15 protein-coding genes are annotated in these 22,001 nt (G+C 70.5%); 6 read left to right on the top strand and 9 right to left on the bottom strand.

From position 1 onward, the window contains the following. Positions 1-162: 162 nt before the first annotated feature. From ABZ738_RS17485 to ABZ738_RS17475, 3 genes are all read left to right on the top strand, one after another. The gene (locus ABZ738_RS17485; protein ID WP_131052122.1) at positions 163-1,461 is read left to right on the top strand and encodes an AAA family ATPase; all 1,299 of its coding nucleotides are present in this window, start codon (positions 163-165) and stop codon (positions 1,459-1,461) included. Positions 1,462-1,488: 27 nt separating this feature from the next. Continuing rightward, entirely contained in the window at positions 1,489-2,511 is a 1,023-nt protein-coding gene (locus ABZ738_RS17480; protein WP_131052121.1) for a ParB/RepB/Spo0J family partition protein, read from the top strand. Between the two features lie 2,412 nt (positions 2,512-4,923). Continuing rightward, positions 4,924-5,952 carry a hypothetical protein gene (locus ABZ738_RS17475; RefSeq protein WP_357214363.1) on the top strand — a complete coding sequence of 343 codons (1,029 nt, stop codon included), beginning with the start codon at positions 4,924-4,926 and terminating at the stop codon, positions 5,950-5,952. Between the two features lie 199 nt (positions 5,953-6,151). Here the strand turns inward: ABZ738_RS17475 and ABZ738_RS17470 are convergent, their stop codons facing one another. Further along, on the bottom strand, positions 6,152-7,141 hold the full coding sequence (locus tag ABZ738_RS17470; RefSeq protein ID WP_357214360.1) for a D-alanine--D-alanine ligase: 990 nt from the start codon (positions 7,139-7,141) through the stop codon (positions 6,152-6,154). A gap of 8 nt (positions 7,142-7,149) precedes the next feature. Further along, positions 7,150-8,463 (bottom strand): PLP-dependent aminotransferase family protein, encoded by a 1,314-nt coding sequence (locus tag ABZ738_RS17465; RefSeq protein ID WP_357214357.1) that lies wholly within the window; start codon positions 8,461-8,463, stop codon positions 7,150-7,152. A 291-nt stretch (positions 8,464-8,754) separates the two neighbouring features. Here ABZ738_RS17465 and ABZ738_RS17460 point away from each other — a divergent pair, with 291 nt between their 5' ends. Next, entirely contained in the window at positions 8,755-9,420 is a 666-nt protein-coding gene (locus tag ABZ738_RS17460; protein ID WP_131052118.1) for a GNAT family N-acetyltransferase, read from the top strand. Positions 9,421-9,437: 17 nt separating this feature from the next. Here the strand turns inward: ABZ738_RS17460 and ABZ738_RS17455 are convergent, their stop codons facing one another. From ABZ738_RS17455 to murJ, 7 genes are all read right to left on the bottom strand, one after another. Further along, positions 9,438-10,604, bottom strand: a complete 1,167-nt coding sequence (locus ABZ738_RS17455; RefSeq protein ID WP_131052117.1) for an N-acetylmuramoyl-L-alanine amidase — start codon at positions 10,602-10,604, stop codon at positions 9,438-9,440. 211 nt (positions 10,605-10,815) lie between these two features. Then, a complete protein-coding gene (trxA, locus tag ABZ738_RS17450; RefSeq protein WP_117228228.1) occupies positions 10,816-11,139 on the bottom strand; it encodes a thioredoxin in 324 nt (107 codons plus the stop codon). A 30-nt stretch (positions 11,140-11,169) separates the two neighbouring features. Further along, the gene (gene trxB / locus ABZ738_RS17445) at positions 11,170-12,120 is read right to left on the bottom strand and encodes a thioredoxin-disulfide reductase (protein ID WP_131052124.1); all 951 of its coding nucleotides are present in this window, start codon (positions 12,118-12,120) and stop codon (positions 11,170-11,172) included. A 174-nt stretch (positions 12,121-12,294) separates the two neighbouring features. Next, on the bottom strand, positions 12,295-13,359 hold the full coding sequence (locus ABZ738_RS17440) for a hypothetical protein (RefSeq protein WP_131052116.1): 1,065 nt from the start codon (positions 13,357-13,359) through the stop codon (positions 12,295-12,297). Further along, positions 13,356-14,084 carry an RNA polymerase sigma factor SigM gene (gene sigM / locus ABZ738_RS17435; RefSeq protein WP_131052115.1) on the bottom strand — a complete coding sequence of 243 codons (729 nt, stop codon included), beginning with the start codon at positions 14,082-14,084 and terminating at the stop codon, positions 13,356-13,358. Before sigM ends, ABZ738_RS17440 begins: the two co-directional genes overlap by 4 nt. A gap of 40 nt (positions 14,085-14,124) precedes the next feature. Next, a complete protein-coding gene (locus tag ABZ738_RS17430; protein ID WP_131052114.1) occupies positions 14,125-15,729 on the bottom strand; it encodes a protein kinase family protein in 1,605 nt (534 codons plus the stop codon). Between the two features lie 443 nt (positions 15,730-16,172). Continuing rightward, positions 16,173-17,924: a murein biosynthesis integral membrane protein MurJ gene (murJ, locus tag ABZ738_RS17425; RefSeq protein ID WP_131052113.1), complete on the bottom strand. Its 1,752-nt coding sequence runs from the start codon at positions 17,922-17,924 to the stop codon at positions 16,173-16,175. 125 nt (positions 17,925-18,049) lie between these two features. Between murJ and ABZ738_RS17420 the strand changes: the two genes are divergently transcribed. Together ABZ738_RS17420 and ABZ738_RS17415 are read left to right on the top strand one after the other, a co-directional pair. After that, complete coding sequence (locus ABZ738_RS17420) at positions 18,050-19,510, top strand: CCA tRNA nucleotidyltransferase (protein ID WP_131052112.1); 1,461 nt, start codon at positions 18,050-18,052, stop codon at positions 19,508-19,510. A 261-nt stretch (positions 19,511-19,771) separates the two neighbouring features. After that, complete coding sequence (locus ABZ738_RS17415) at positions 19,772-21,856, top strand: S8 family serine peptidase (RefSeq protein ID WP_176095597.1); 2,085 nt, start codon at positions 19,772-19,774, stop codon at positions 21,854-21,856. The last annotated feature ends 145 nt before the right edge of the window (positions 21,857-22,001 follow it).

Here is a 22,001-nt window from a genome sequence, read left to right as displayed (position 1 = left end):
CCTCTGCGCCGTAGGCTGACCGCGCGTCGATAGTGTGGAGCGGGCGGCGATGGTCTCCTCCGTGGGCCGGCCGCTCCCGCCGGGCGGTACCTCTGCGAGGACAACGCGAAGGGCCCGGGTGACGGGTGCAGACCGACCATCCGAAGCGGGCAGGGATGACAGGTGCATGACGACGGCAGGTACGACGATCCGCGCGTGACCGGGTCAGCGGGCGACCCTGTTTCACGTGAAACCGACTACCCGAACTGGCGCTCCCACGGAGGCGCGCAGGACCCGCCGGAGTCCATGCGGGACAGGCCGACGTCTGGCGTACCGTGGTCCCCGAGCCCGGAATTCTCGTCCGGTCGGGACGCGTCGGACGGGGCCGGTCGACCCGTCAACGCCACCCCTGACGCCCGCGTGATCCCGATCCGCCGCAACACCTCGGCCGCCGCGCGGTTCGAGGCGGCGACATATCAAGCGGCTCCTGGAGTGGTGCCCGACCCCCGCCCGGCCCCCGACACGCCCACCCCGTCGGCCGGGCCCTACGAGCCGGCCGATACCGAGGCCGCGTACGTTTCACGTGAAACTCCGACGCGCGAAGAGGATGATCCACCGTTGGCAATGGAGGCGATGCGCGCCGTGCAGATCCTGAACCCCAGTGGCGAGGTGACCATGCCTCGGCCGGAGCGGACCCGGGTCATGTGCGTCGCGAACCAGAAGGGCGGCGTCGGGAAGACCACGACGACGGTGAACCTTGCGGTGGCCTTGGCCCTGCACGGCAACCGGGTGCTCGTGGTCGATCTCGATCCGCAGGGCAATGCCTCCACGGGGCTGAACGTGCCGCACCACACCGGCGTACCGGACGTCTACGACTGTCTGATCAACTCCGTCCCGCTGGCGGACGTGGCTCAGGCGGTCGAGGGCATCCCCAACCTCTGGTGCGTACCGGCCACCATCGACCTTGCGGGCGCGGAGATCGAGTTGGTCTCGGTGGTGGCCCGTGAGTCGCGGCTCTCCCGCGCGATCGAGGCCTACCCCGGTCACTTCGACTACGTCTTCATCGACTGCCCGCCCTCGCTCGGCCTGTTGACCGTGAACGCGTTGGTCGCGGCCCAGGAGGTGCTCATCCCGATCCAGTGCGAGTACTACGCGCTCGAAGGGCTGAACCAGCTCATCAACAACATCAACTTGGTACGCCAGCACCTCAACCCGCGCCTTGAGGTCTCCACGATCCTGCTCACCATGTACGACCGGCGTACCCGACTGGCGGACGCGGTCGAGCAGGACGTGCGGAACCACTTCGGCGACAAGGTGCTCCAGGCGGTGATCCCGCGCAACGTACGCGTTTCCGAGGCGCCCAGCTACGGCCAGTCGGTGGTGACCTACGATCCCGGATCACGGGGGGCGACGAGTTACTTCGAGGCCGCCCAGGAGATCGCCGAGCGTGGGGTCAAGGAGCCGGTGAGCCGGAATGCGTAGTGCGGTAGAGGCGCTGGGAGGCGTGGCATGAAGAACCGTCCTCGGGGCGGTCTGGGTCGGGGCCTGGGGGCACTCATCCCGACCGGGCCGGTACAGGAGCCGGAGGCTGCCGGTGTCGGCGCCATCGCGAACGGGGTGGTCGGAGCGCCGGAGGTATCCGCGCCGCCCGTACCAGAGAAAGCGCCGCTTCCCGTAGTAGCGCCGGATCCGGTCCCGGTCCTCAGCCCGGTGCCCGGCGCCCGGTTCGCCGAGATCTCGGTCGACTCGATCGTGCCCAACCCGAAGCAACCCCGGCAGGTCTTCGACGAGGAGGCGCTGGAGGAGCTGAAGACCTCGATCCAGGAGGTGGGTTTCCTCCAGCCCATCGTGGTGCGGCAGCTCGACGACGAGAAGTTCGAGCTCGTCATGGGCGAGCGGCGGTGGCGGGCCGCCCAGGCAGTCGGCCGCGAGAACATCCCGGCAATCGTCCGCGACACCCGCGACGACGCGATGCTGCGGGACGCCCTGCTGGAGAACATCCACCGAGCCAACCTCAACCCGTTGGAAGAGGCCGCCGCCTACCAGCAGCTCCTGGAGGAGTTCGGGGCCACCCACGAAGAGCTGGCGCGCCGCATCGGCCGCAGCCGCCCGCAGATCTCGAACACCATCCGCCTGCTCAATCTCCCCGCCCAGGTGCAACGGCGAGTGGCCGCCGGAGTGCTCTCCGCCGGTCATGCCCGGGCACTGCTCAGCCTTGAGGACGCGGAGACGCAGGAAAAGCTCGCGTTGCGCATCGTGGCAGAGGGGCTGTCGGTCCGCGCCACCGAGGAGATCGTCGCGCTGACCCTCAGCGAAGGCCCGAGCAAGACGGAAGCGGCCAAGCGCCGGCCGAAGCCCGTCGCTCCTGCCCTGAACGACCTCGCAGACCGGCTCTCCGATCGGTTCGACACCCGAGTGAAGGTCGACATCGGGCGGAGCAAGGGCAAGATCACGATCGAGTTCGCCACGGTCGACGACCTGGAGCGGATCGTCGGCATCATCGGGGTCGAGGGCGAGGAAGCACAGAACTGAGCCACTCTCGTCCGACCGACGGCCGCGCCCCGAGGGGGTGCGGCCGGTCTTCTATGGCCGCCTGGGTGATCGAGGCCAACCGGTGCCGCAAGGACCCCAAGCCCCACGACACCGCCCCTCACGGCCCGTCTGAGGCCAGCGAGGCCGTTGCGGGTACGCTCGCCGCGTCTCAGCCCAGCCAAGAGCCGTTGAGCGCCGGACGAGAAGGCCGAGGGAGCCCGACCATCGGGTTCAGGCCGACGGAGTGGCGCCAAGGCGCGGAACCGTCACCGGACAGGTGGAGGTTCGGAGCGGAGGCTTGGTCGTGGAGAGGCTTGTGGCCGGCGGCGCGCGGGTCGAAGACGCGGAGTTGTCGGTGCGAGTCGGAGCCGCGGATCAGAACGGGCTGAGCCGAGGCTGCACGCGGTTACGGCTGAGGCGGGCGGGCTGTGGTGAAGGCTGCGGGTTGAAGGGCTGCGGTTGAAGAGCCCGGGTGAACGCAGCAGCGGTGAAGACGGGCAGCGGCGGGCAGACGTGCGGGGCGGAAGACGCGGGGAGCGCGGGACGCGGGGCTGAAGGTGCCGGGATGAAAGAATTCAGCCGGAAGTACGGGCGGCGGATGGTTCGGGCCGGGGGCGGGCGTCGGACGGCTCGGAGCCGGAGACCGTGAATCATCGGCGAGATGATTTGCCTTCCGGGGGACGAGGCGTCCGCCGGATGTTCTCGGGCGATGACAAGCCTCGGGTACGGGCGGACGAATGAATGAACCTCCACGGACCAGGCTCGGCGCAATCGCCTCGACAACAGACGTGCCGGTGGTCGTTTCACGTGGAACAAGGTCGTAGTGGGGAGTAGGCGGGCGGACGCGGCGCTCGACGGACAAGCGGGCATACAGAGTCCGCTACATGCTCGACGGCCGTGCACCGCCAAGTCGGCGCAAGCCTTTCGTGCCCTCGGGAAAGAGGGAGGCAAGAGGCCAACTCGTTCCCTGGAGGCGGCGCGAACGTCTCGGCGTGCAGTCACGGTCCTGCTCTCCGGTCACCGCGCTGTTCGGTCGTGAGGAGCTGACCGCTAGCTTTCTGTCATCGCTGTCGGCCCGTCCGGGCGAGTTCCGCCCTCCTGGTTCGTGCACGGTCGCGGGAGGGCAGGGGCTTCCGGCGTCGGCTGAAGATCGCACGTGACTCCGCGCGTGCCAAGCCCGTTTCACGTGAAACGGGCTGCTGGCGCCTGCTTGGCGGTTCGCGGGGCTATGGCGACGGTCTCGCGTTGGCTGCGGACCGGGTGCCGGCGCCTTGGTGCTGCGGCCAAGTGCTCATGACTCGATACACCGCAGATGACAGGAGGTTGTGATCCGCGTCCGTGATGACTAGCGGCGGGCCGGAGCACGTGGGCCCGGGCATCGCTGAAGACTTCGGCCGCCCGGTTCGCAGCGGCGGGTGGCCGAGACCAGGGTGACCTCGGAGCCGACGCGGATAGCGCCGTCCAAGGGGAAGGGGCGCCCCTGCCCACCGAAGGAAGCCGCCCGGCCTTCGCGCACCCATCAAAGCGATCCCGTCAGGCTGCGTCCGAGAAACTGAGTGAGGGGCCGATCCCCAAGCGTCCTGCCCATCGGATCGGCTGCCGACTGCTGGCCAGACTCGCGCCTGCTTGGCGAATGACGTCGCCCGGTCTGCCCGCCCCATCCGCGTCCTGTCGGACCGCCAACCCGGCCCCGGCTCGCCCGTCGGCGTGCCCATCCGCCCGTCTGTCGACCGCCTGCTGGCTCGCCGGCCTGTCCGTCCTTCCGATGGCCCCGCCGGCTGGCTCGGCCCGCCGGACAGGGGTCCACCCGGGCGACTGGGCGTTGCTGTCGGACAGACCACTGGGCACGCCCGCCCGGCTCGTCGATTGACATGTGCCCACCGGCTCGGTCCTCGCCCACCCGCCAGACCGCTTGGCTCACAAGTCGGTTCGTTCAGCGCCATCGCTCGGCTCGCCATCGCTCGGCTCGCCACCGCTCGGCTCGTCACCGCGCCCACTCACGGGAGAACGGAGACAGGGGCAGCCGTGCCGCGAAGGGCCGACGAAGGACTCTGTTGCGTGGGGCATGCGGCTTCAGAAGCTCCGGCGACATCGACCCACTGAGGCCAGGGACCGCCCTGCGACCTCCGATGGCATCGCCGTTTCACGTGAAACGGGCGACAGCAGGAACGACCGGAAGCGGCTTGAAAGTTATCCACACCGGTTTTCCACAGGCCGGCGCCGTTTCACGTGAAACCGAGGGCCAAAACCCTTGCCGAACTGGGGATGACGACAGTTGCAGGCCGACGTGCAAGCCTGTGGATAACTCTGGGGAAAGTGGGAGTGTGTGCTGCTGTCGCGATCTGAGCCGCTGCGGAATCGAACATGCTTCGGGTAGGGACACTGGTGCCGTACTCGGTTAGGGTCAGCCTCGTGCACGACACCCCTCCCTCAGTCCCGGACTTCACCCAGTGGCCGTCTTTCCCCTTCGAAGGTGACCTGCAAGTCAAGCGACTCGACGAGCCGGTCGCGGTGGAGCCGCCCCGCAAGGGCGAGGCGCACCGTGAATGCACCGCATGTCAGGCGCCCGACGAGGCGTACATCTGGGTGGGTGAGAGGTGGCGCGTACGGGCGATGGACCGTCCCACCGGCCTGCCGATGGTGCTCATCCTGGAGTCCCGGTCGCACCTCGATCTCGGCGACCTGCCCAACCTGCTCGCGGCCGAGTTGGGGGTGATGACGGTACGGCTGGAGCGCGCCATCCGCTCGCTCGACGGGGTGGCCCGGGTACACGTCAACAGGTGGGGCGACGGATCGGCGCACCTGCACCTCTGGTTCCTTGCCCGACCGTACGGGCGGCTGCAACTACGCGGGACGTTTCTTTCCCTCTGGGATTCGATCCTGCCGCCGATCTCCGAGGACCAGTGGCGGGAGAACCTGGCTCTGGTAGCCGCCTGGCTCGCGGAGTTCGGCGGCCGACCGTTGGCCGAGCCGCCCCGCATCCAGTGGCAGGCGCCGTCCAGCCTCGCCGCCCAGGCGGCACCCGCTGCGGAGAGTCGCCAGCCGAGCGAGGGTGGGTCGCTCCTGGACGTCATCGGCGAGACGGCCGAGCCGCCGGACGTGCTCCAGGTCGACGACGACTCTCCCACCGATCGGACGAGCGGTCCGTCCGGCACCACGCTTCCCGAGCAGGCCGTCGAGGAACAGGCCGAGGAAGCACCGGCCGGGAAGCCCGCGGACGCCGAGAACAACGACGCCGAGTACGAGGACGTCGAGGGCAGGAACGTCGAGGGCAAGGACGCCGGGTCGACCGCTGCGGCCGACGATCCGGCCGCAGCCCGCCCGGCGCCCGATCAGAAGCCCCACGACAGGGGTGCCGGGACGCCGCCGGTGGAGTCGGCCACCAGCGCAGGAACGGCAGCGCCGGCCCCTGGCCGGGAAGGTACCCGCCCGGCCCAGTGATCCCGCCCGCGCGAAGGGCTCGTCCAGGTGGGCCAGGACGTCAGCAGGCCGGAACACCAGGCAGGCAGTGACCACAACCAGGCAGGCAAAGGGAGATCGCGGCACCCCGGCAGCGGCGCTCAGCGTGGCGCTGAGGGGACGTACGGCTGATCAGCAGTCCCGAGGGTGCCGGCGGATCGGCGGAGCCGTCAGGAGGCTCTCAGCGGGTGGCGGCTCGGGCGACCAGGTCGGCGATCACCTGGCCGAAGTCCAGCCCGGCCGCCTGGACCGCGAGCGGCAGCAGCGACGTCTCGGTCATCCCCGGGGAGACGTTGACCTCCAGCACGTGCGGCTGACCGGCCGGGTCGACGATCAGGTCGACCCGGCTGAGGTCCCGTAGGCCGAGTGCGGTGTGGGCGGCCAGCGCCACTTCCGCCACCGCGTCGGCCACCGCCGCGTCCAGCCGGGCCGGCGTGTGCCAGGTCGTCCGGCCTGCGGTGTAGCGGGCGGCGTAGTCGTAGACGCCGTTGCGGGGCACGATCTCGACCGGCGGCAGAGCCTGCGGGCCGTCGCCCAGGTCGATGACGGAGACCGCGACGTCCATGCCGGCCACGTACCGCTCGACGAGCGCGGTCGAGTCGTACGCGAAACAACCGACCATGGCGGCCGGCAGGGACGCGGCGTCCCGGACCACGGCGGCGCCCAGACCGGAGCCGCCCTGCGCGGGCTTCACCATCAGCGGCAGTCCGAGCCGGGCGACGATGCGGTCGAGTACGGCCACCGCGCCCAATTCGCTGAACCGGTCGTGCGGCAGGGCCACCCAGTCCGGGGTGGCGATACCGGCTTCGCGTAGCACCGTCTTGGCCGACGGCTTGTCCCAGGCGAGCCGTGAGGCACGGGCGTCGCACCCGACGTACGGCACGCCGCAGAGGTCGAGAACGCCACGGAGTGAGCCGTCCTCGCCGGTGGCGCCGTGCAGGGCGATCACCACGGCGTCCGGCGGATCGGAGTCCAGCGCCGGCAGCAGGGCCACGTCCGCGTCACGCAGCTCGGCCTCCATGCCGACGGACCGCAGCGCGTCGAGCACCCGGCGGCCGGAACGCAGCGACACGTCCCGTTCGTACGACAGGCCACCGGCGAGCACGAGGACGTGGAGGTCGGTGGTGGCGGGACCGGACACGACGGTTTCTCTGGCAGCGGTGGCACCCATGCCGGGCATCATGCCAAGTCGGGACCCGGGGTGTCGGAGCCGGCCCGACCTCGCCGCGCGTCCGGCGCGCCGACGGCCCCGAACACCCGTCGCATGGCGATGTCCTGCTCCATCACGCTGGCCAGTCGACGGACCCCCTCGCGGATCCGCTCCGGGGGCGGGAACGAGAAGTTGAGCCGCATGTGACCGTTGCCGGTGCCGTCGGCGTAGAAGCCGGTGCCGGGCACGTACGCCACCCGGGCGGCGATGGCCCGGGGCATCATCGCCTTCGAGTCCAGGCCCTCGGGCAGCGTGGCCCAGACGAAGAGACCGCCGGCGGGAACGGTCCAGCTCGTCCCGGTCGGCATCAGGTCCGCCAGGGCGGTCAGCATCGCGTCCCGCCGTTCGCGGTAGACCTCCCGGTAGACCTTCAACTGCTCCCGCCACGGCATGGTGCTCAGGTAGGTGCTGACGGCGGCCTGTGCGTACGCGCTGGGGCAGAGGATCTGCGCCTCGCTGGCGATGACCAGCTTGTCGCGGACCGCGTGCGGGGCGAGGATCCACCCGACCCGCAACCCGGGGGCGAACGTCTTGGAGAACGTGCTGAGGTAGAAGACCCCGTCCCGGCGGCGGGCGCGCAGCGGTGCCGGCGCCTCGCTCTCGAAACCCAGCTGGCCGTACGGGTCGTCCTCGATCACGAGCAGGCCCGCGCGCTCGCAGATGTCGAGGACCCGCTCCCGGCGTTCCTCGCTCAGCGTCACACCGGCCGGGTTCTGGTAGGTGGGGATGGTGTAGAGGAACTTGACCCGCCGCCCGGCCCGGGCCTGCTCGGCGATGGCGATCTCCAACGCCTCGGGGATCAGGCCGTCGTCGTCCATGGGGACGTGGACGACCTGTGCCTGGGCGGCCTGGAACACTCCGAGCGCGCCGACGTAGGTCGGTCCCTCGGCGAGCACCACGTCACCCGGGTCGAGGAAGAGCCGGGCCACCAGGTCGAGCGCCTGCTGGCCGCCGACCGTCACCACCACGTCCTCGGGCGAGGCGCCGCAGGCGGCGTCGATGCCGGAGAGGGCCATCACCTCGCAGATCCGTTCGCGCAACTCCAGCGTGCCCTGGCCGATGCCGTACTGGAGGCTGGTGGTGCCGTGCTCGGCGGCGAGTCGGCCGAGCATCTCGCCGACGGCGTCCAGCGGGAGCGCGGCGATGTAGGGTGCGCCGCCGGCGAGCGAGACCACCTCCGGACGGCTGGCGACCGCGAACAGTGCGCGGATCTCCGAGGCGGTCATGCCCCGCACCCGGCGGGCGTACCGGTCGGTGTAGTCGTCGAGTGTCGTGCCGGTCATGACATCACCTCGATGCTGCTCGGACAGCTCCCGTCCCGGGATACCCAGGACACCGGCGACCATGGCGACACGGCGCGCCGAGTGTCGATGGTAGCTGCCATACACCGCCACGAGCGCCCTCGATTACGCGCGTCCACATGCCGGACCGGTGTCGACCGTGCCTGAGGAGGGCATTTGCGCGTCCCCTCCCGCGTCGCCGATCGGCGGCGTACGATCGCTCGTCGGGGGCAGGGGATGCGGCGGTGCCGTCCGGGCCGGTCCCGAGTCTGAGCCTAGTGTGGGGAAGCGCCAATGTCGCGACGTCTGGTCAGTCTGACCCTGGACACGCTGGAGGACCTGCCCCGTCCGTGCCGGCAGTGCGTCTACTGGGAGCTTGATCCGGTTTCCGCCGATCGCGCCTGCGCCGCCGGCGACCCGGGGTTGGAGAAGGAAGCCTGGGTCTCGCAGACCCTGCTGGAGTGGGGTTCCTGCGGCAAGCTGATCTACGTCGACGGCATGCCCGCCGGTTTCGTCATGTACGCCCCGCCCGCCTACGTGCCGCGCTCGATGGCCTTCCCGACCTCTCCCGTGTCGGCCGACGCGGCGCTGCTGACCACCGCCAACGTGGTGCCGGCGTTCGCCGGTGGCGGGTTGGGCCGGATGCTGGTGCAGGGGGTCGCCCGCGACCTGACCAAGCGGGGCATCAAGGCGATCGAGGCGTTCGGTGACGCCAAGTTCGGTGACGCCGCCGATCCGGCGGGGGCCTGTGTCGCTCCCGCCGACTTCTTCCTCTCGGTGGGGTTCAAGACCGTGCGGCCGCACCCCCGTTACCCGCGCCTGCGGCTGGAGTTGCGGACGGCGTTGAGTTGGAAGTCCGACGTCGAGTACGCGCTGGAGAAGCTGCTCGGCTCGATGAGCCCGGAGTCGCTGCTGCGGCCGGTCCGGCCCGCCCCGGCGACCCGATCCACGGCGGGCTGACGGCCGCACCCGGCCGCTCAGTCGACCACGGTGCCCGCGGCGACCGCCGCCCGCAGCTCGCTGACGTCGATCGAGCCGGTCGGCACGTCCCGCTCGATCGGCAGGTACATCCGTTGCACCGCCGCCACGATCGCCTCGACCAGCCGGTCCCGGAACCGGGGATCGATCAGCCGGGCCCGGTCGGCCGGCGAGGTGAGGTAGCAGACCTCGACGCGTACCGCCGGCATCCGGGTGATTCGCAGCAGGTCCCACGCCTTCGCGTGGGTACGGCAGTCCCGCAGCCCGGTACGCGCGACGATCTCCCGCTGGACCAGCCCGGCCAGCCGCTCGCCGGTCGCCGACGTCACCCCGTTGTCGGTGCCGTAGTGGTAGGTGGCGACGCCTTCGGCCTCCGGGTTGGCGTGCCCGTCGACGTGCAGCGAGACGAACACGTCCGCACCGAGCGAGTTGGCCAGTTGCGCCCGGTCGATGTCGGGCAGGCAGGTCTCCGACGCGGGTCCCCGGGTGAGCTGCACGCGTACGCCCGACGCGGCGAGTCGACCTTCGAGCCGGCTGGCCAGGTCGTGCACCAGGTCCGCCTCGGTCCAGCGCAGCGGGCCGTCGGGCACCACCACGCCCGGGTCGGTGCCGCCGTGCCCAGGGTCGATGACCACGGTGCGACCGACCAGGGTGGGCCCGGACTGTCGGATCGCGTCGGATTCGCGTAGCCACTGCGGGCGACCACCGACCACCTTGCGGCCGAGCCGGCGCAGCGCGTCCATCGTCTGTGGGCCGCACGTGCCGTCCGGTGCCAACCCCATCTCGCGCTGGAACTGGGCCACCGCCCGCGAGGTACGGATCCCGTAGATGGCGTCGGCACGGCCGGTGTCGTACCCCATCTCCAGCAGGCGTTCCTGCAACGACCGGACGTCTTCGCCGGTGAGCGGCACCGGAACGGCGTGGTAGAGGGTGCGGGCGCCGAGGCGCCAGCGGGCCGCGTCGAGTGCCCGCCAGGTCTCGGCTCCGACCCGGCCGTCGACGCTGAGCCCCCGGGACTGCTGGAAGGCCCGTACGGCCCGCTCGGTGGCGGCGTCGAACTCGTCGCTGAACGGACCGGTGGCCTTGGAGAGAAGGTCGAGGCTGGTCAGCACTGCTCGGATCTCGATCACGGCGGGTCCCCGGTCACCGGGACGGATCGGACGCACGTTCGGCCCCCTCTGCACGATCGGTGGCTTACCGGGCCCTGTGTCGGCACGCGTGGCAGTGCGACGGGGACCCAGGTTGCTCACCGGCGTCCGGCGGCCCCCGAGTTCGAGGTTAGGCGCTGGGCGTTCGGTGCGGGTGCGGGCGGGGAAAAACGCGTCGACCCCGTCCGGGCAGGTCCCGGGACGGGGTCGACGATCGCGCTGTATGGGGTCAGAGCGCCGATTCGATCAGCTTGACCAGCTCACCCTTGGGCTTGGCGCCCGCGATCGACTGCACCGGCTCGCCGTTCTTGAAGACGGTGAGCGTCGGCACCGACATCACCCGGTAGGCGCGGGCGGTCTCCGGGTTCTCGTCGATGTTGAGCTTGACGATGCTGACCTGGTCGCCCATCTCGCCCGCGATCTCCTCCAGCAAGGGCGACACCTTGCGGCACGGTGCGCACCACTCGGCCCAGAAATCCACCAGGACCGGCTTGTCGGACTTGAGTACGTCTGCGGCGAAACTAGCGTCGGTAACCGACTTGGTTGCTCCCACTGTGTGACCCTTCCTCCGGGATGTGTCTGTTCAGCCCTTGGGCAGCGTGGCGATGAAGCGTTCCGCGTCGAGCGCGGCGGCGCAGCCGGTGCCGGCTGCGGTGATGGCCTGCCGGTACGTGTGGTCGACCAGGTCACCGGCGGCGAAGACGCCCGGGAGACTGGTCCGGGTGCTGGGGGCCTGGACCTTGACGTAGCCCTCGTCGTCCATCTCGACCTGATCCCGGAACAGTTCGCTGCGCGGGTCGTGCCCGATCGCCACGAACACGCCGGTGACGTCGAGAACCTTGGCCTCCCCGGTGTGCACGTTGCGTACCCGTACCCCGGTGACCTTGCCGTCCGCGCCGAGGATCTCCTCGGTCACGGTGTTCCACTCGACCTTGATCTTGTCGTTGCCCAGCGCGCGCTCCGCCATGATCTTGCTGGCCCGGAACGAGTCGCGGCGGTGGATGATGGTGACCGACTCGGCGAAGCGGGTCAGGAAGCTGGCCTCCTCCATCGCCGAGTCGCCGCCACCGACGACCACGATGTGCTGGTTGCGGAAGAAGAAGCCGTCACAGGTGGCGCAGGACGAGACGCCGTGGCCCAGGTACTCCTGCTCACCCGGTACGCCGAGCGGGCGCCAGGCGGAACCGGTGGCGAGGATGACGGCCGAGGCGCGGTAGGCGCTCTCACCGATCCAGACGGTGCTCACCGCGCCCGGTTGGCCGGTGTCGGCCAGCTCGACCCGGGTGACGTCGTCGGTCAGGAACTCGGCCCCGAACCGCTCGGCCTGCTTGCGCATGTTGTCCATCAGCTCGGGACCGAGAATGCCGTCCGCGAAGCCGGGGAAGTTCTCCACCTCGGTGGTGGTCATCAACGCGCCGCCGGACTGTACGCCCTCGATGACCAGCGGCTTGAGGTTCGCCCGTGCCGCGTAGACCGCTGCGGTGTAACCGGCCGGCCCGGAGCCGATGATGATCAGGTTGCGGACCTCGTCCACTGCCATCTCCCAATCGTGTTGAGCGTCGCCACCGGCGTCATCCGCCGATACCGAACCGAGTGCCGACGCGGCGGCATCTGACCTGCAGAACGTCATCGTACGAAGCGGAGATTCCCGAGCCGGTCATCCGGTGGGTCACGTCACTTGGTCGGCCAAACGTCCAGTGGCCGCGATTCACCCTACCCGCGATCGGTAGCGGGTGTCCGAGCCGGATCCTGGGATTCCGCACTCCGGCCCGCTGACCCAGGCCCACTGCACGCCGGCGGCGTCGGTGAAGCGCACCACCAGAGCCGGGAGCCCACCGAAGCGGGCGTAGTCGACGACGTCGAAGACCAACGGCTGGACTCCGTGCTCGACCCCGATGTCGGCCAGGCAGGCGCTCAACGCCGCCTGGTCGCCGAGCCGGCTGAGTTCACCGGGTACGGCGAGCCGGTTGTCGCTCTCCGTGCCGTACGTGGGCTCCGTGCCGTCCCCGGGGCCATTCATCACCGTCGGCCCGGTGAGGCTCTCCGGCGTGTAGTCGGCCCCGCTGCGGACCGGTGGACTGCCGATCCGGAACGGGGTGGGGGCCGATGCGGCGCCACGGTCCGGTGACGCGGCCTCCGGTGCCTGCCCGGCCGGGTCCTCCGAGTACGCCTGCGGCGCGGCCGGGCTGGTGCCGCGATCGCTCAGGGCCGTGCCGGCCGTCGAGTCCCCGGCCTGATCGGGCCGGGACAGTTGCAGGGCACCGAGGCCGACCACCGCTGCGGCGGCCAACGCGACCGGTCCGGCCAGCCGGGCCCAGCGGCGCCTACGCCGACCCGGATGGCTCGGTGCGCCGCGTTCCTGGCCCGGCCGTGGGCTGCCGCCGGGCCGTCGGGTGCCGCCGACCGGCTGGGCCGGCACCGGCGAGGGCTTCGTCGAGGCGTGGTCGTCGACATCCGTGGTCACCGCGTCGTCGGTGTCCTCCTCGGGGACGCCGAGCGAGAGCGCGGCGGTCGGGAGGTCGGCGTCGCGCAGCGCGGCGAGGATCCGGTCGCTGACCGCAGGCGGCATCTCGACCGCCGGCACGCCCCAGTCGACCAACTCGTCCCGGACCTCGTCGACGGCGGGGGCGAGTCGGGCGTGCGCCCGCGCCCAGTCCGGGTCCTGATCGACGAGGCGGGCGACCTCGGCCTGCTGCGGGGTGCCGTCCAGCGCACCGCCGAGGTAATCGGCGAGCAGGTCGAGGTCGACCCCGCTGAACTCCCCGGCACTCACGATTCCTCCTGGTTGGCATCCGGACGATGGTGTCCCGACCTCGATCGGACGCCGTGCGGGGCTCCGGGGTTCCCCCGGGTGATTCGCGGCACCTCACCGGCACCGGCGGGAGCCGGTTCGCTGCCGGTCCGCAGGTGCCCGAGCAGGAGTGCCAACCGGGCGCGACCTCGGGCGCACCGGCTCTTCACGGTGCCCTCGGCGACGCCGAGGATCCGCGCGACCTCCGCGACCGGGTAGCCCTGCACATCCACCAGGACGAGGGCAGCCCGCTGCTCGGTCGGGAGGGTGGCCAGGGCTTCCCGGACGACCATCGCGGTGTCGTGGTCGCGTACCGGTGCGGTCGGTTCGGGGCCACCGGCGCCGCCGCCGGTGTCGGGGTCGTGCGTCCCGTCGGGTAGCGGCACCGTGGGGTGGGCCTGCCGACGACGGATGCGGTCGAGGCAGGCGTTCACCACGATCCGGTGCAACCAGGTGGTGACGGCGGCGTCGCCCCGGAACCGCGCCGCGGCCCGGTGGGCCGACAGCATCGCGTCCTGGAGCGCGTCGGCGGCCTCCTCACGGTCGCCGAGGGTACGCAGGGCGACCGCCCAGAGCCGGTCCCGGTGCCGCAGGAACAGCGTGGCGAACGCGTCCCGGTCACCGTCGGCGTGGGCGCGGAGCAGGTCGATGTCGCTGACCACCCCGTCCAGCGGTACGCCGGCAGCGTCCCGGCCGGATACCTCCATCACCGGGTCCGCTGGACGTGCCGCTCCGGTGGAGACCAGCTCATGACCCCTGGACCGTGATCTCCTGGACGCCGACCTTGAAGCCACCGTTGTTCGGCGGCAGTTCGGTGATCCAGAACATGAGGTAGCGGTACTTCTGGTCGGCGTCGAAGCCGTTGAAGGTCATCGTGGTGCCGTCGTGCTCCTCGAAGGGCTGCCCGATCGGGCCGTTCTTGAACGCGTCCACGATCTGGCGGTCACCCGCGCTGGTCGAGGGGGCTTGGACGGTGCCGGTGAGCAGTGATGCGGAGGCGCCGGTGCTGGAGAGGTGGACCTGCACCGACTTGACGGTCCGCTCGGTGCCGAGGTCGACCCAGACCCCCATGCCTTCCTTGAGGTTGCCGAAGTTGCTCCGGTTGTAGGTCTCCGTCGACCAGCCCTGGTCCCGGTCGCCGTCGAAGACCTTCTCGGCGTCACGGACCTCACTGCGATCGTTGCTGTCCGGGTCGATGATCCGGGCGGCGCTGATCTTGAGATCCTGCACGGCGGCCGGCGGCGGTGGTTCCTCGCTCGTCGCGGCGCTGGACGTGGGCGCGGCGACCGGGTCGGTCTGTGGGCTGTCGTCGTCACCGCCGAGGGCGCTGATGCCGACGAGCAGGCCGACCAGAGCCACCACCAGCACACCGGCGATGCCCAGCGCCACCTTCCGGCCGCCGGCGGCGGCCAGCGGCGAGGGCTCGTCACCGGACTCACCGGCGAAGCGCAGTGGGCCGCTGTTGTCGAGGTAGTCGTCGTCGGCGGGTACGTCGAGTCGGGCCAGTTCGGCGGCGAGCACGTCCGAGGAGGGCGGGGCGATCCCGCCGTCGAGCAGGTCCGTGGTGAGGTCGTCGAGGTAGGCCGGAACCCCGGCCCGGACCTGACGGGGAGCCGCCACCACGCCGTTGGCGTCGCGTACCGCGTCCGGGATGGCCGCTCGACCGTGCCCGGCGGTGGCACCGCGCAGCGGCGCCTCGTTGTGCGGCCAGTAGCCGGTCAGCGCGTAGTAGAGGACTCCGCCGACCGCCCGGACGTCACTCTCCTGGCTGTCGTCACCGTCGGTCCGCGCGTCGGCCAGCACCACGCGGCCGTCGTCGCTGATCATCACCGTGCCGGGGTGCACGTTGCCGTGCACCATGCCGGTGGCGTGCACGGCGGCCAGCGCGCTGGCGACCGCACTGCCGACGGCGGTGGCCCGGGCGCCGTCCAGCGGCCCGTCCGCGACCAGTTCCCGTAGGGACCGCCCGTCGACCCACTCGCGCACGACGTAGGCCCGGTCGGCCTCGTCGATGGCGTCGTAGACGCCGGTCAGGTTGGGGTGGATGACCCGGCTCGCGGCGACCGCGGCCTGGAGCATCTCGGTGGCGGAGTCGCCACCCGGGTAGCGCATCACGACCGCGACGGGTCGGCGGAGCACGACGTCGACACCGCGCCAGACCAATCGGCCCGCGCTGTCGTTGTTGATGTGCTCGACCAGTTCGTACCGCTCGGCGAGGATCTCACCGGCTGTCGGAGCACCGAAGGTCATGACCGGCGGAGTGGTCTCGTCCGCGTCCTGACCCTCGCCGACCTGGGTCACCCGTCCTCCCTCGGTGATCGTGCCGATCGATGGACCCGCGCTGCTGGGCATCTGACTTCCCGCTCCACCTTCGTGTGGCACCGGACGGACCGGTCCCGCGATGTGACGCGCGCCGGTCCTGCCGTACCCGTCGAGAGCGACCTTACCTGGGTTGGCCCGCTCCCCGACATGTCATCTTCCCGCCGTTGCCGGCCGGGGAGTTCGCAGTCAGGCGGACTCGTCCCGTTGCGACCGATGTCAGTCACGTTGCCGGCACATGTACTAGCCAATCTAGAGGTCGTCCGCATCCGGCTGTCGCAGGGGCGGTACCGGATGTGACGGCGGGTGGGACGTAACAGGGTTCCCGTCGAACGGCTGACCATACTCGGCCTTCCGGTTGGTTATCCACAGGCCGATCCGGTAGGTGAGCGGCGAATCGCGGAGTTATCCACAGGTGCATCCCCAGCCTGGTGATCCCCGGTCACGCTCAGTGCAGCGGCGTCAGGCGTCGGCGATCACCGCCCGAGACGCCTGCGGACCATCCCCAGCACTTCGGTGATCTCGGAGATGCGCAGCACCGTGGCCAGCCCGAGATAGGTACCGCCGATAACTGCGCCACCCACCACGAGTTGCACGACGGCCTCCAGCCGAGTCGGCGTGTCGCCTCCCGGTAGCAGCGCGACCACCAGCAGGCCGGCCACCGCTGCTCCCACCGCCGCGACCGCCACCCGGCCGAGGGTTCGCAGGATCGCGCCCAGCCCGATCCGCCCCACCCGGGGCCGCAGCAGCCACGCGGAGATGATGGCGGCGGCCAGGTAGGAGACGGTGTTGCCGATCATCATCCCGGCGCCCGCGAAGCTCGCCGAGAAGATCAGGAACAGCGCGATCTGTACGCCGATCCGCAGCGCCACCACCGGAATGTTGATCAGCGCCGGGGTGCGGGTGTCGGGGAGTGCGTAGAAGGCGAAGGTGAAGAGCTGGCTGATCGCGAACGGCACCAGGGCCAGCGCGGCGGCGAGCAGCACCAGGGACGTCGCGGTGGCGTTGTCCTCGTCGAACGCGCCCCATCGGAACAGGGTGAACGCGATCGGGGTGGCGAGCACGGCGTAGCAGACCGCGATCGGCGCGAGCACCGCCGAGACGGTGCGGGTGCCCCGGGACAGGTCCGCGGCGAGGTCGGCGTACCGGCCGTCGGCGGCAGCGGCGCTCATCCGGGGCATCAGCGCCGTGATGATCGATACGGCGATGATGCCGTGCGCGGTCATCAACAGCAGGAACACGTTGTTGTAGATCAGCGGACCGGCGGAGTTCTCCTTGCCGGCGCGGTTCAACAGGTTGAACAGCACGATCAGGCCGATCTGGCTGACCGCGACGTAGCAGATCATCCACGCCCCGAGCCGGCCCAGTTCGGCGAGCCCGAGCTTGCGGAAGTCGAAGCGGAGCTTCCATCGGAAACCGACCTTGCGCAGCGCCGGCATCAGGCCGGCGACCTGGACGGCGACGCCGAGCAGGGTGCCGCCACCGATCAGCAGGACCCGGCCGGTGGTCATGTCGTCCGGGCCGACGATCTCGGCGCCGAAGATCCCGATGTAGAGGCCGGCGGTGCCGATGACCACCAGGTTGTTCAGGATCGGTGCCCACATCGGTGCGGCGAAGTGGCCCCGGGTGTTGAGCACGGCGCTGATCAGTGCGCTCAGGCCGGAGAAGAAGATCATCGGCAGCATGAGCCGGGCCAGCCCGGTGACCAGGCCGGAGTAGCCGGGCGCGGACTCGCTGGCACCGTAGAGCCAGGTCAGCGGTACGGCGAGGGCGACCGCGAGCAGGGCGGCGGCACCGAGGGCCAGCAGCGCCAGGGTCAACAGCCGTTGGGTGTACGCTTGGCCGCCGTCGCTGTCCGCCTTGCGCCGGCGTACCAGCACCGGGATCAGCACGCTGGTCAGGATGCCGCCGAGCAGGAACTCGTAGACCATTCCCGGCAGGATCTGCGCGGTGGTGTAGGCGTCGCCCACCAGCGCCCCGCCGAGCGCCGCGCCGATGACCAGGTTGCGGAGGAATCCCGTACCCCGGCTGACCAGGCTGCCGATCGCCATGACCGCGCTGTTGGTGGCGGCGCTGGCCTCGCCGACCTGCTCCTGGGGGGGCGCGACCGACTCGACGGCCGGCTGGTTCAGCGGGTCGGCGGAGATGAACGTGGCACCGTCGTCCGGCCGACCGCCGGGCGCGCCGCCCTGCGCGGCGTTCGCGCTGCGGTAGAGCCCGCCGCTCATGCTGTGCCTCCCAGGGGTACGCCGGAGCCGTACCGGCCCCCACGCCACAGACCTTAGTCAACCCCGGCCGGTTACCCGCGCCCGGCGGATGAGATGCCGATCTGGACCGATAGGCTGCTGGTCCGATGTCCGAAGCCGCCGCATCCCACACCACCGACCGCCGCGAACTCACCGCCGCGCAGCGCAACGCCGTCGCCGAACTCCTCCGGGTCTCGCCGGTCGCCGACGAGTTGGGTCGCCGGTTCGCCGCCGCCGGCCACGAACTGCACCTTGTGGGCGGTTCGGTCCGCGACGCCCTGCTCGGTCGGCTCGGTGACGACCTCGACTTCTGCACCGACGCCCACCCGGACCAGACGCTCGCCGTCGTGCGCGGCTGGGCCGAGGCGGTCTGGGAGACCGGCCGGGAGTTCGGCACCATCGGTTGCCAGCGAGACGGCCTGCGGCTGGAGATCACCACCTTCCGCGCCGAGTCGTACGACCAGGTCAGCCGCAACCCGGTGGTCCAGTACGGCAGCAGCCTGGTCGAGGACCTGCGGCGGCGCGACTTCACCGTCAACGCGATGGCGGTGAGCCTGCCCGAGCACCGGTTCACCGACCCGTACGGCGGGCTCGCCGACCTGGCCGCGAAGGTGGTGCGTACCCCGGGGACGCCCGCCGAGTCGTTCGGCGACGATCCGCTGCGGATGCTGCGGGCCGCCCGGTTCGCCGCCCAGCTCCGCTTCGCGGTCCACCCCGACGTGCAGGCGGCCATGAACCGGATGGCGGCGGACCTGGACCGGATCACCGCCGAGCGGATCCGTGACGAGTTCACCAAGCTGCTCACCGCGGCTGACCCGATCACCGGGCTGCGACTGCTGGTGGACTCCGGGCTGGCCGAGCGCTTCCTGCCGGAACTGACCGGTCTCAAGCTGGAGATCGACGAGCACGCCCAGCACAAGGACGTCTACGAGCACACCCTGACGGTGGTACGTAACGCGATGTCGTACGAGCAGGACGGGCCGGACTTCGTCCTGCGGATGGCCGCGTTGATGCACGACGTCGGCAAGCCGGCCACCAAGTCGGTCGGTACGGACGGACGGGTCAGCTTCCACCACCACGAGGTGGTCGGTGCCCGGCTGACCAAGGCGCGGATGAAGGCGCTGCGCTACCCGAAGGACGTCACCGCCAAGGTCACCACGCTGGTGGCGCTGCACCTGCGGTTCTACGGCTACGGCCGGGGCGAGTGGACCGACTCGGCGGTACGGCGGTACGTGACCGACGCCGGCGACCTGCTGTCCCGGCTGCACAAGCTGACCCGGTCCGACTGCACCACCCGCAACCGGCGCAAGGCCGCCCAGCTCGCCGCCGACTACGACGCGCTGGAAGAACGGATCACCCGGATCGAGGCCGAGGAGGACCTGGCCCGGGTCCGGCCCGATCTGGACGGTAACGCGATCATGGAGTTGCTCGGCGTACCACCGGGGCCGATCGTGGGCCGCGCCTGGAAGCACCTCAAGGACCTGCGCCTGGAACACGGGCCGCTGGACCGCGACACCGCCGAGGCCGAGCTGCTGCGCTGGGCCCGCCAGGAGGGCATCGTCGGCTGACCGCCGACCGCCGTCGTCCTGCCGCCGTGCGGCTGTGGAACACCACCGCCCGACCCGACGTCCACCGTGGCTCGTTCCGTCGGGGTAGGACGCTACGACGAAACGCCGACGTTTCGACCGAAAGGTTGAGACAGGTCGTTGCGTCCGTCGTACATGATGTTGCTACGTCTCTTCGCTAGCAGGTTTCCTGCCGAAGCGAGACGTTCACTGTCCGTCCGACCTGCCCACCCGGCACGGTCGACACAACGGGGAGATCACTTAGTGAAATACCGTGGCGTACTGCGCCGCTCGGCGGCGGCCGGGCTCGCCCTCGCGACCGCCTCCTCCATCATCACCGTCGCCACCGGCCAAGCCGCGTTGGCGACCACCCCTGACGAGCCCGCGCGGGCCGAGGTGCGTGGCACCGAACGCTCCGACGTCGTTCCCGGCCGTTACATCGTCGTACTGAAGGACCAGCGGGCCACCTACACCTCGGTCCGGACCATCGCCGCCAAGCTCATCCGGGACAACGGCGGCAACGTCCGGCAGGTCTTCGGTACGGCGCTGCCCGGCTTCTCGGCCTCGATGAGCAAGCAGCAGGCCGATAAGGTGGCGGCCAACCCGGCCGTGGCCTACGTGGAGCCGGTGCGCCGGGTGTCGGCCAGTGCCACCCAGAGCAACCCGCCGTCGTGGGGTCTCGACCGGCTCGACCAGGCGTCCGCGAAGCTGAACAAGAGCTTCAAGTACCCGAACACGGGCAGCAACGTCACGGCGTACATCGTGGACACCGGTATCCACACCAAGCACCAGGACTTCGGTGGCCGGGCCAGTATCGGGTTCGACTACTTCGCCGAGCCCATCGACCCCGGGACGGAGCCGGATCCCACCACGCCGGTGCCGGCATCGGAGGAGGACTGCGACGGCCACGGCACGCACGTGGCCGGCACCGTCGGCGGCGCCAAGTACGGCGTGGCGAAGCAGATCAAGCTCGTCGGCGTACGGGTGCTCGACTGCGACGGTTTCGGCACCACGGACAGTGTCATCGCCGGCATCAACTTCGTCACCGAGGACGCGATGAAGAACGCGCCGAGGCGTGCCGTCGCCAACGTGAGCCTCGGAGGCAGCGTGTCGGCGGCGATCGATGCGGCCGTGCGGAAGTCCGTCGACTCGGGCGTCACCTACGCGATCGCGGCCGGCAACGAGTCGCAGAACGCCTGCAACGTCTCCCCGGCGCGGGTGCCGGACGCCATCACGGTGGGTGCCACCGACCGGATCGACATGCGCGCGTGGTTCTCGAACTACGGCAAGTGCCTCGACGTGTTCGCCCCCGGCGTCAGCATCGTCTCGGCCCGGCACGACAACAACACCGGTAGCGTCGGGATGAGCGGCACCTCGATGGCCGCCCCGCACGTGGCCGGCGCGGCTGCCCTGCTGCTGCAGAGCAACCCGACGTGGAAGCCGAAGCAGGTTCGCGACCGGATCGTCACCACCGGCATCGCCGGTGCGGTGTACGACCCGAAGGGTTCGATGGACCGGCTGCTCACCGTCGGCTCGGTCACCCAGGCCCGGAACTCGTACGGCCTGAAGGCCAGCTCCAACGGCAAGTTCGTCACCGCGGCCAGCACCAAGAAGGCACTGGTCAACAACGGGTCGAGCCTGGGCACCGCGCAGCGGTACGACGTCGTCAACGCCGGTAGCGGGCTGGTCGCGCTGCGCTCCAAGAGCACCGGCCGGTACGTCGTCGCGCCGAGCAAGGGCACCAAGCCGCTGATCGCCAGTCACAAGACGATCGTCACGGCGGGCAAGTTCACGATCGTGCACCACACCGACGGGACGGTCAGCCTCAAGGCCAAGGCCAACGGCAAGTACGTCACCGCGGCGAAGTCCGGCAAGTCGTCGCTGAAGGCGAGCAAGACCAGCGTCGGCTCCACGGAGAAGTTCACCTTCGACGCGCCGGCCCCGGTGGTCACCATCAAGGCCAAGGCGAGCAACCGGTACGTGGTCGCGGGCAGCAAGCCGCTGATCGCCACCAGCAAGTCGGTCACCAAGTCGACCAAGTACCAGATGGTCAACCGGGGCGATGGTCTCTTCTACCTGAAGGCCCTGGCCAACAACCGGTACGTGATCGCGGCGAGCAAGGGCACCAAGCCGCTGATCGCCAACAGCAAGTCGACCGGCTCGTACCAGACGTTCTACTTCCTGGACTACAACGCGGACGGCTCGATCTACCTCGGTGGTTGGGACGAGCAGGCCGTCACCGCCGGCAAGGCCGGTAACAAGCAGTTGATTTCGAGCAAGAACATCGACTGGAGCAGGGAAGACCTGGGTCTCGGCAACGGCGAGAAGTTCTTCTTCGCCGTCGCCTGATCTCTCGTACCATCCGGCGCCGCCCCGCTGCCCCCCCCCGCCGCCACCGCGCGCGGCCCCGCCAGGGGGGTGGGGATGGAGGCCCACAGCAGCACCAAGCCGCGGGGGGGGGGGGGGGCGGGGGTGGGGGGCCACCGCGACACCG

Source organism: Micromonospora sp. NPDC047793, from assembly GCF_040642635.1.
Taxonomy (GTDB): Bacteria; Actinomycetota; Actinomycetes; order Mycobacteriales; family Micromonosporaceae; genus Micromonospora.
Note: the sequence above shows the minus strand (reverse complement) of the source record. Positions and strands in the feature narration are given on the sequence as shown.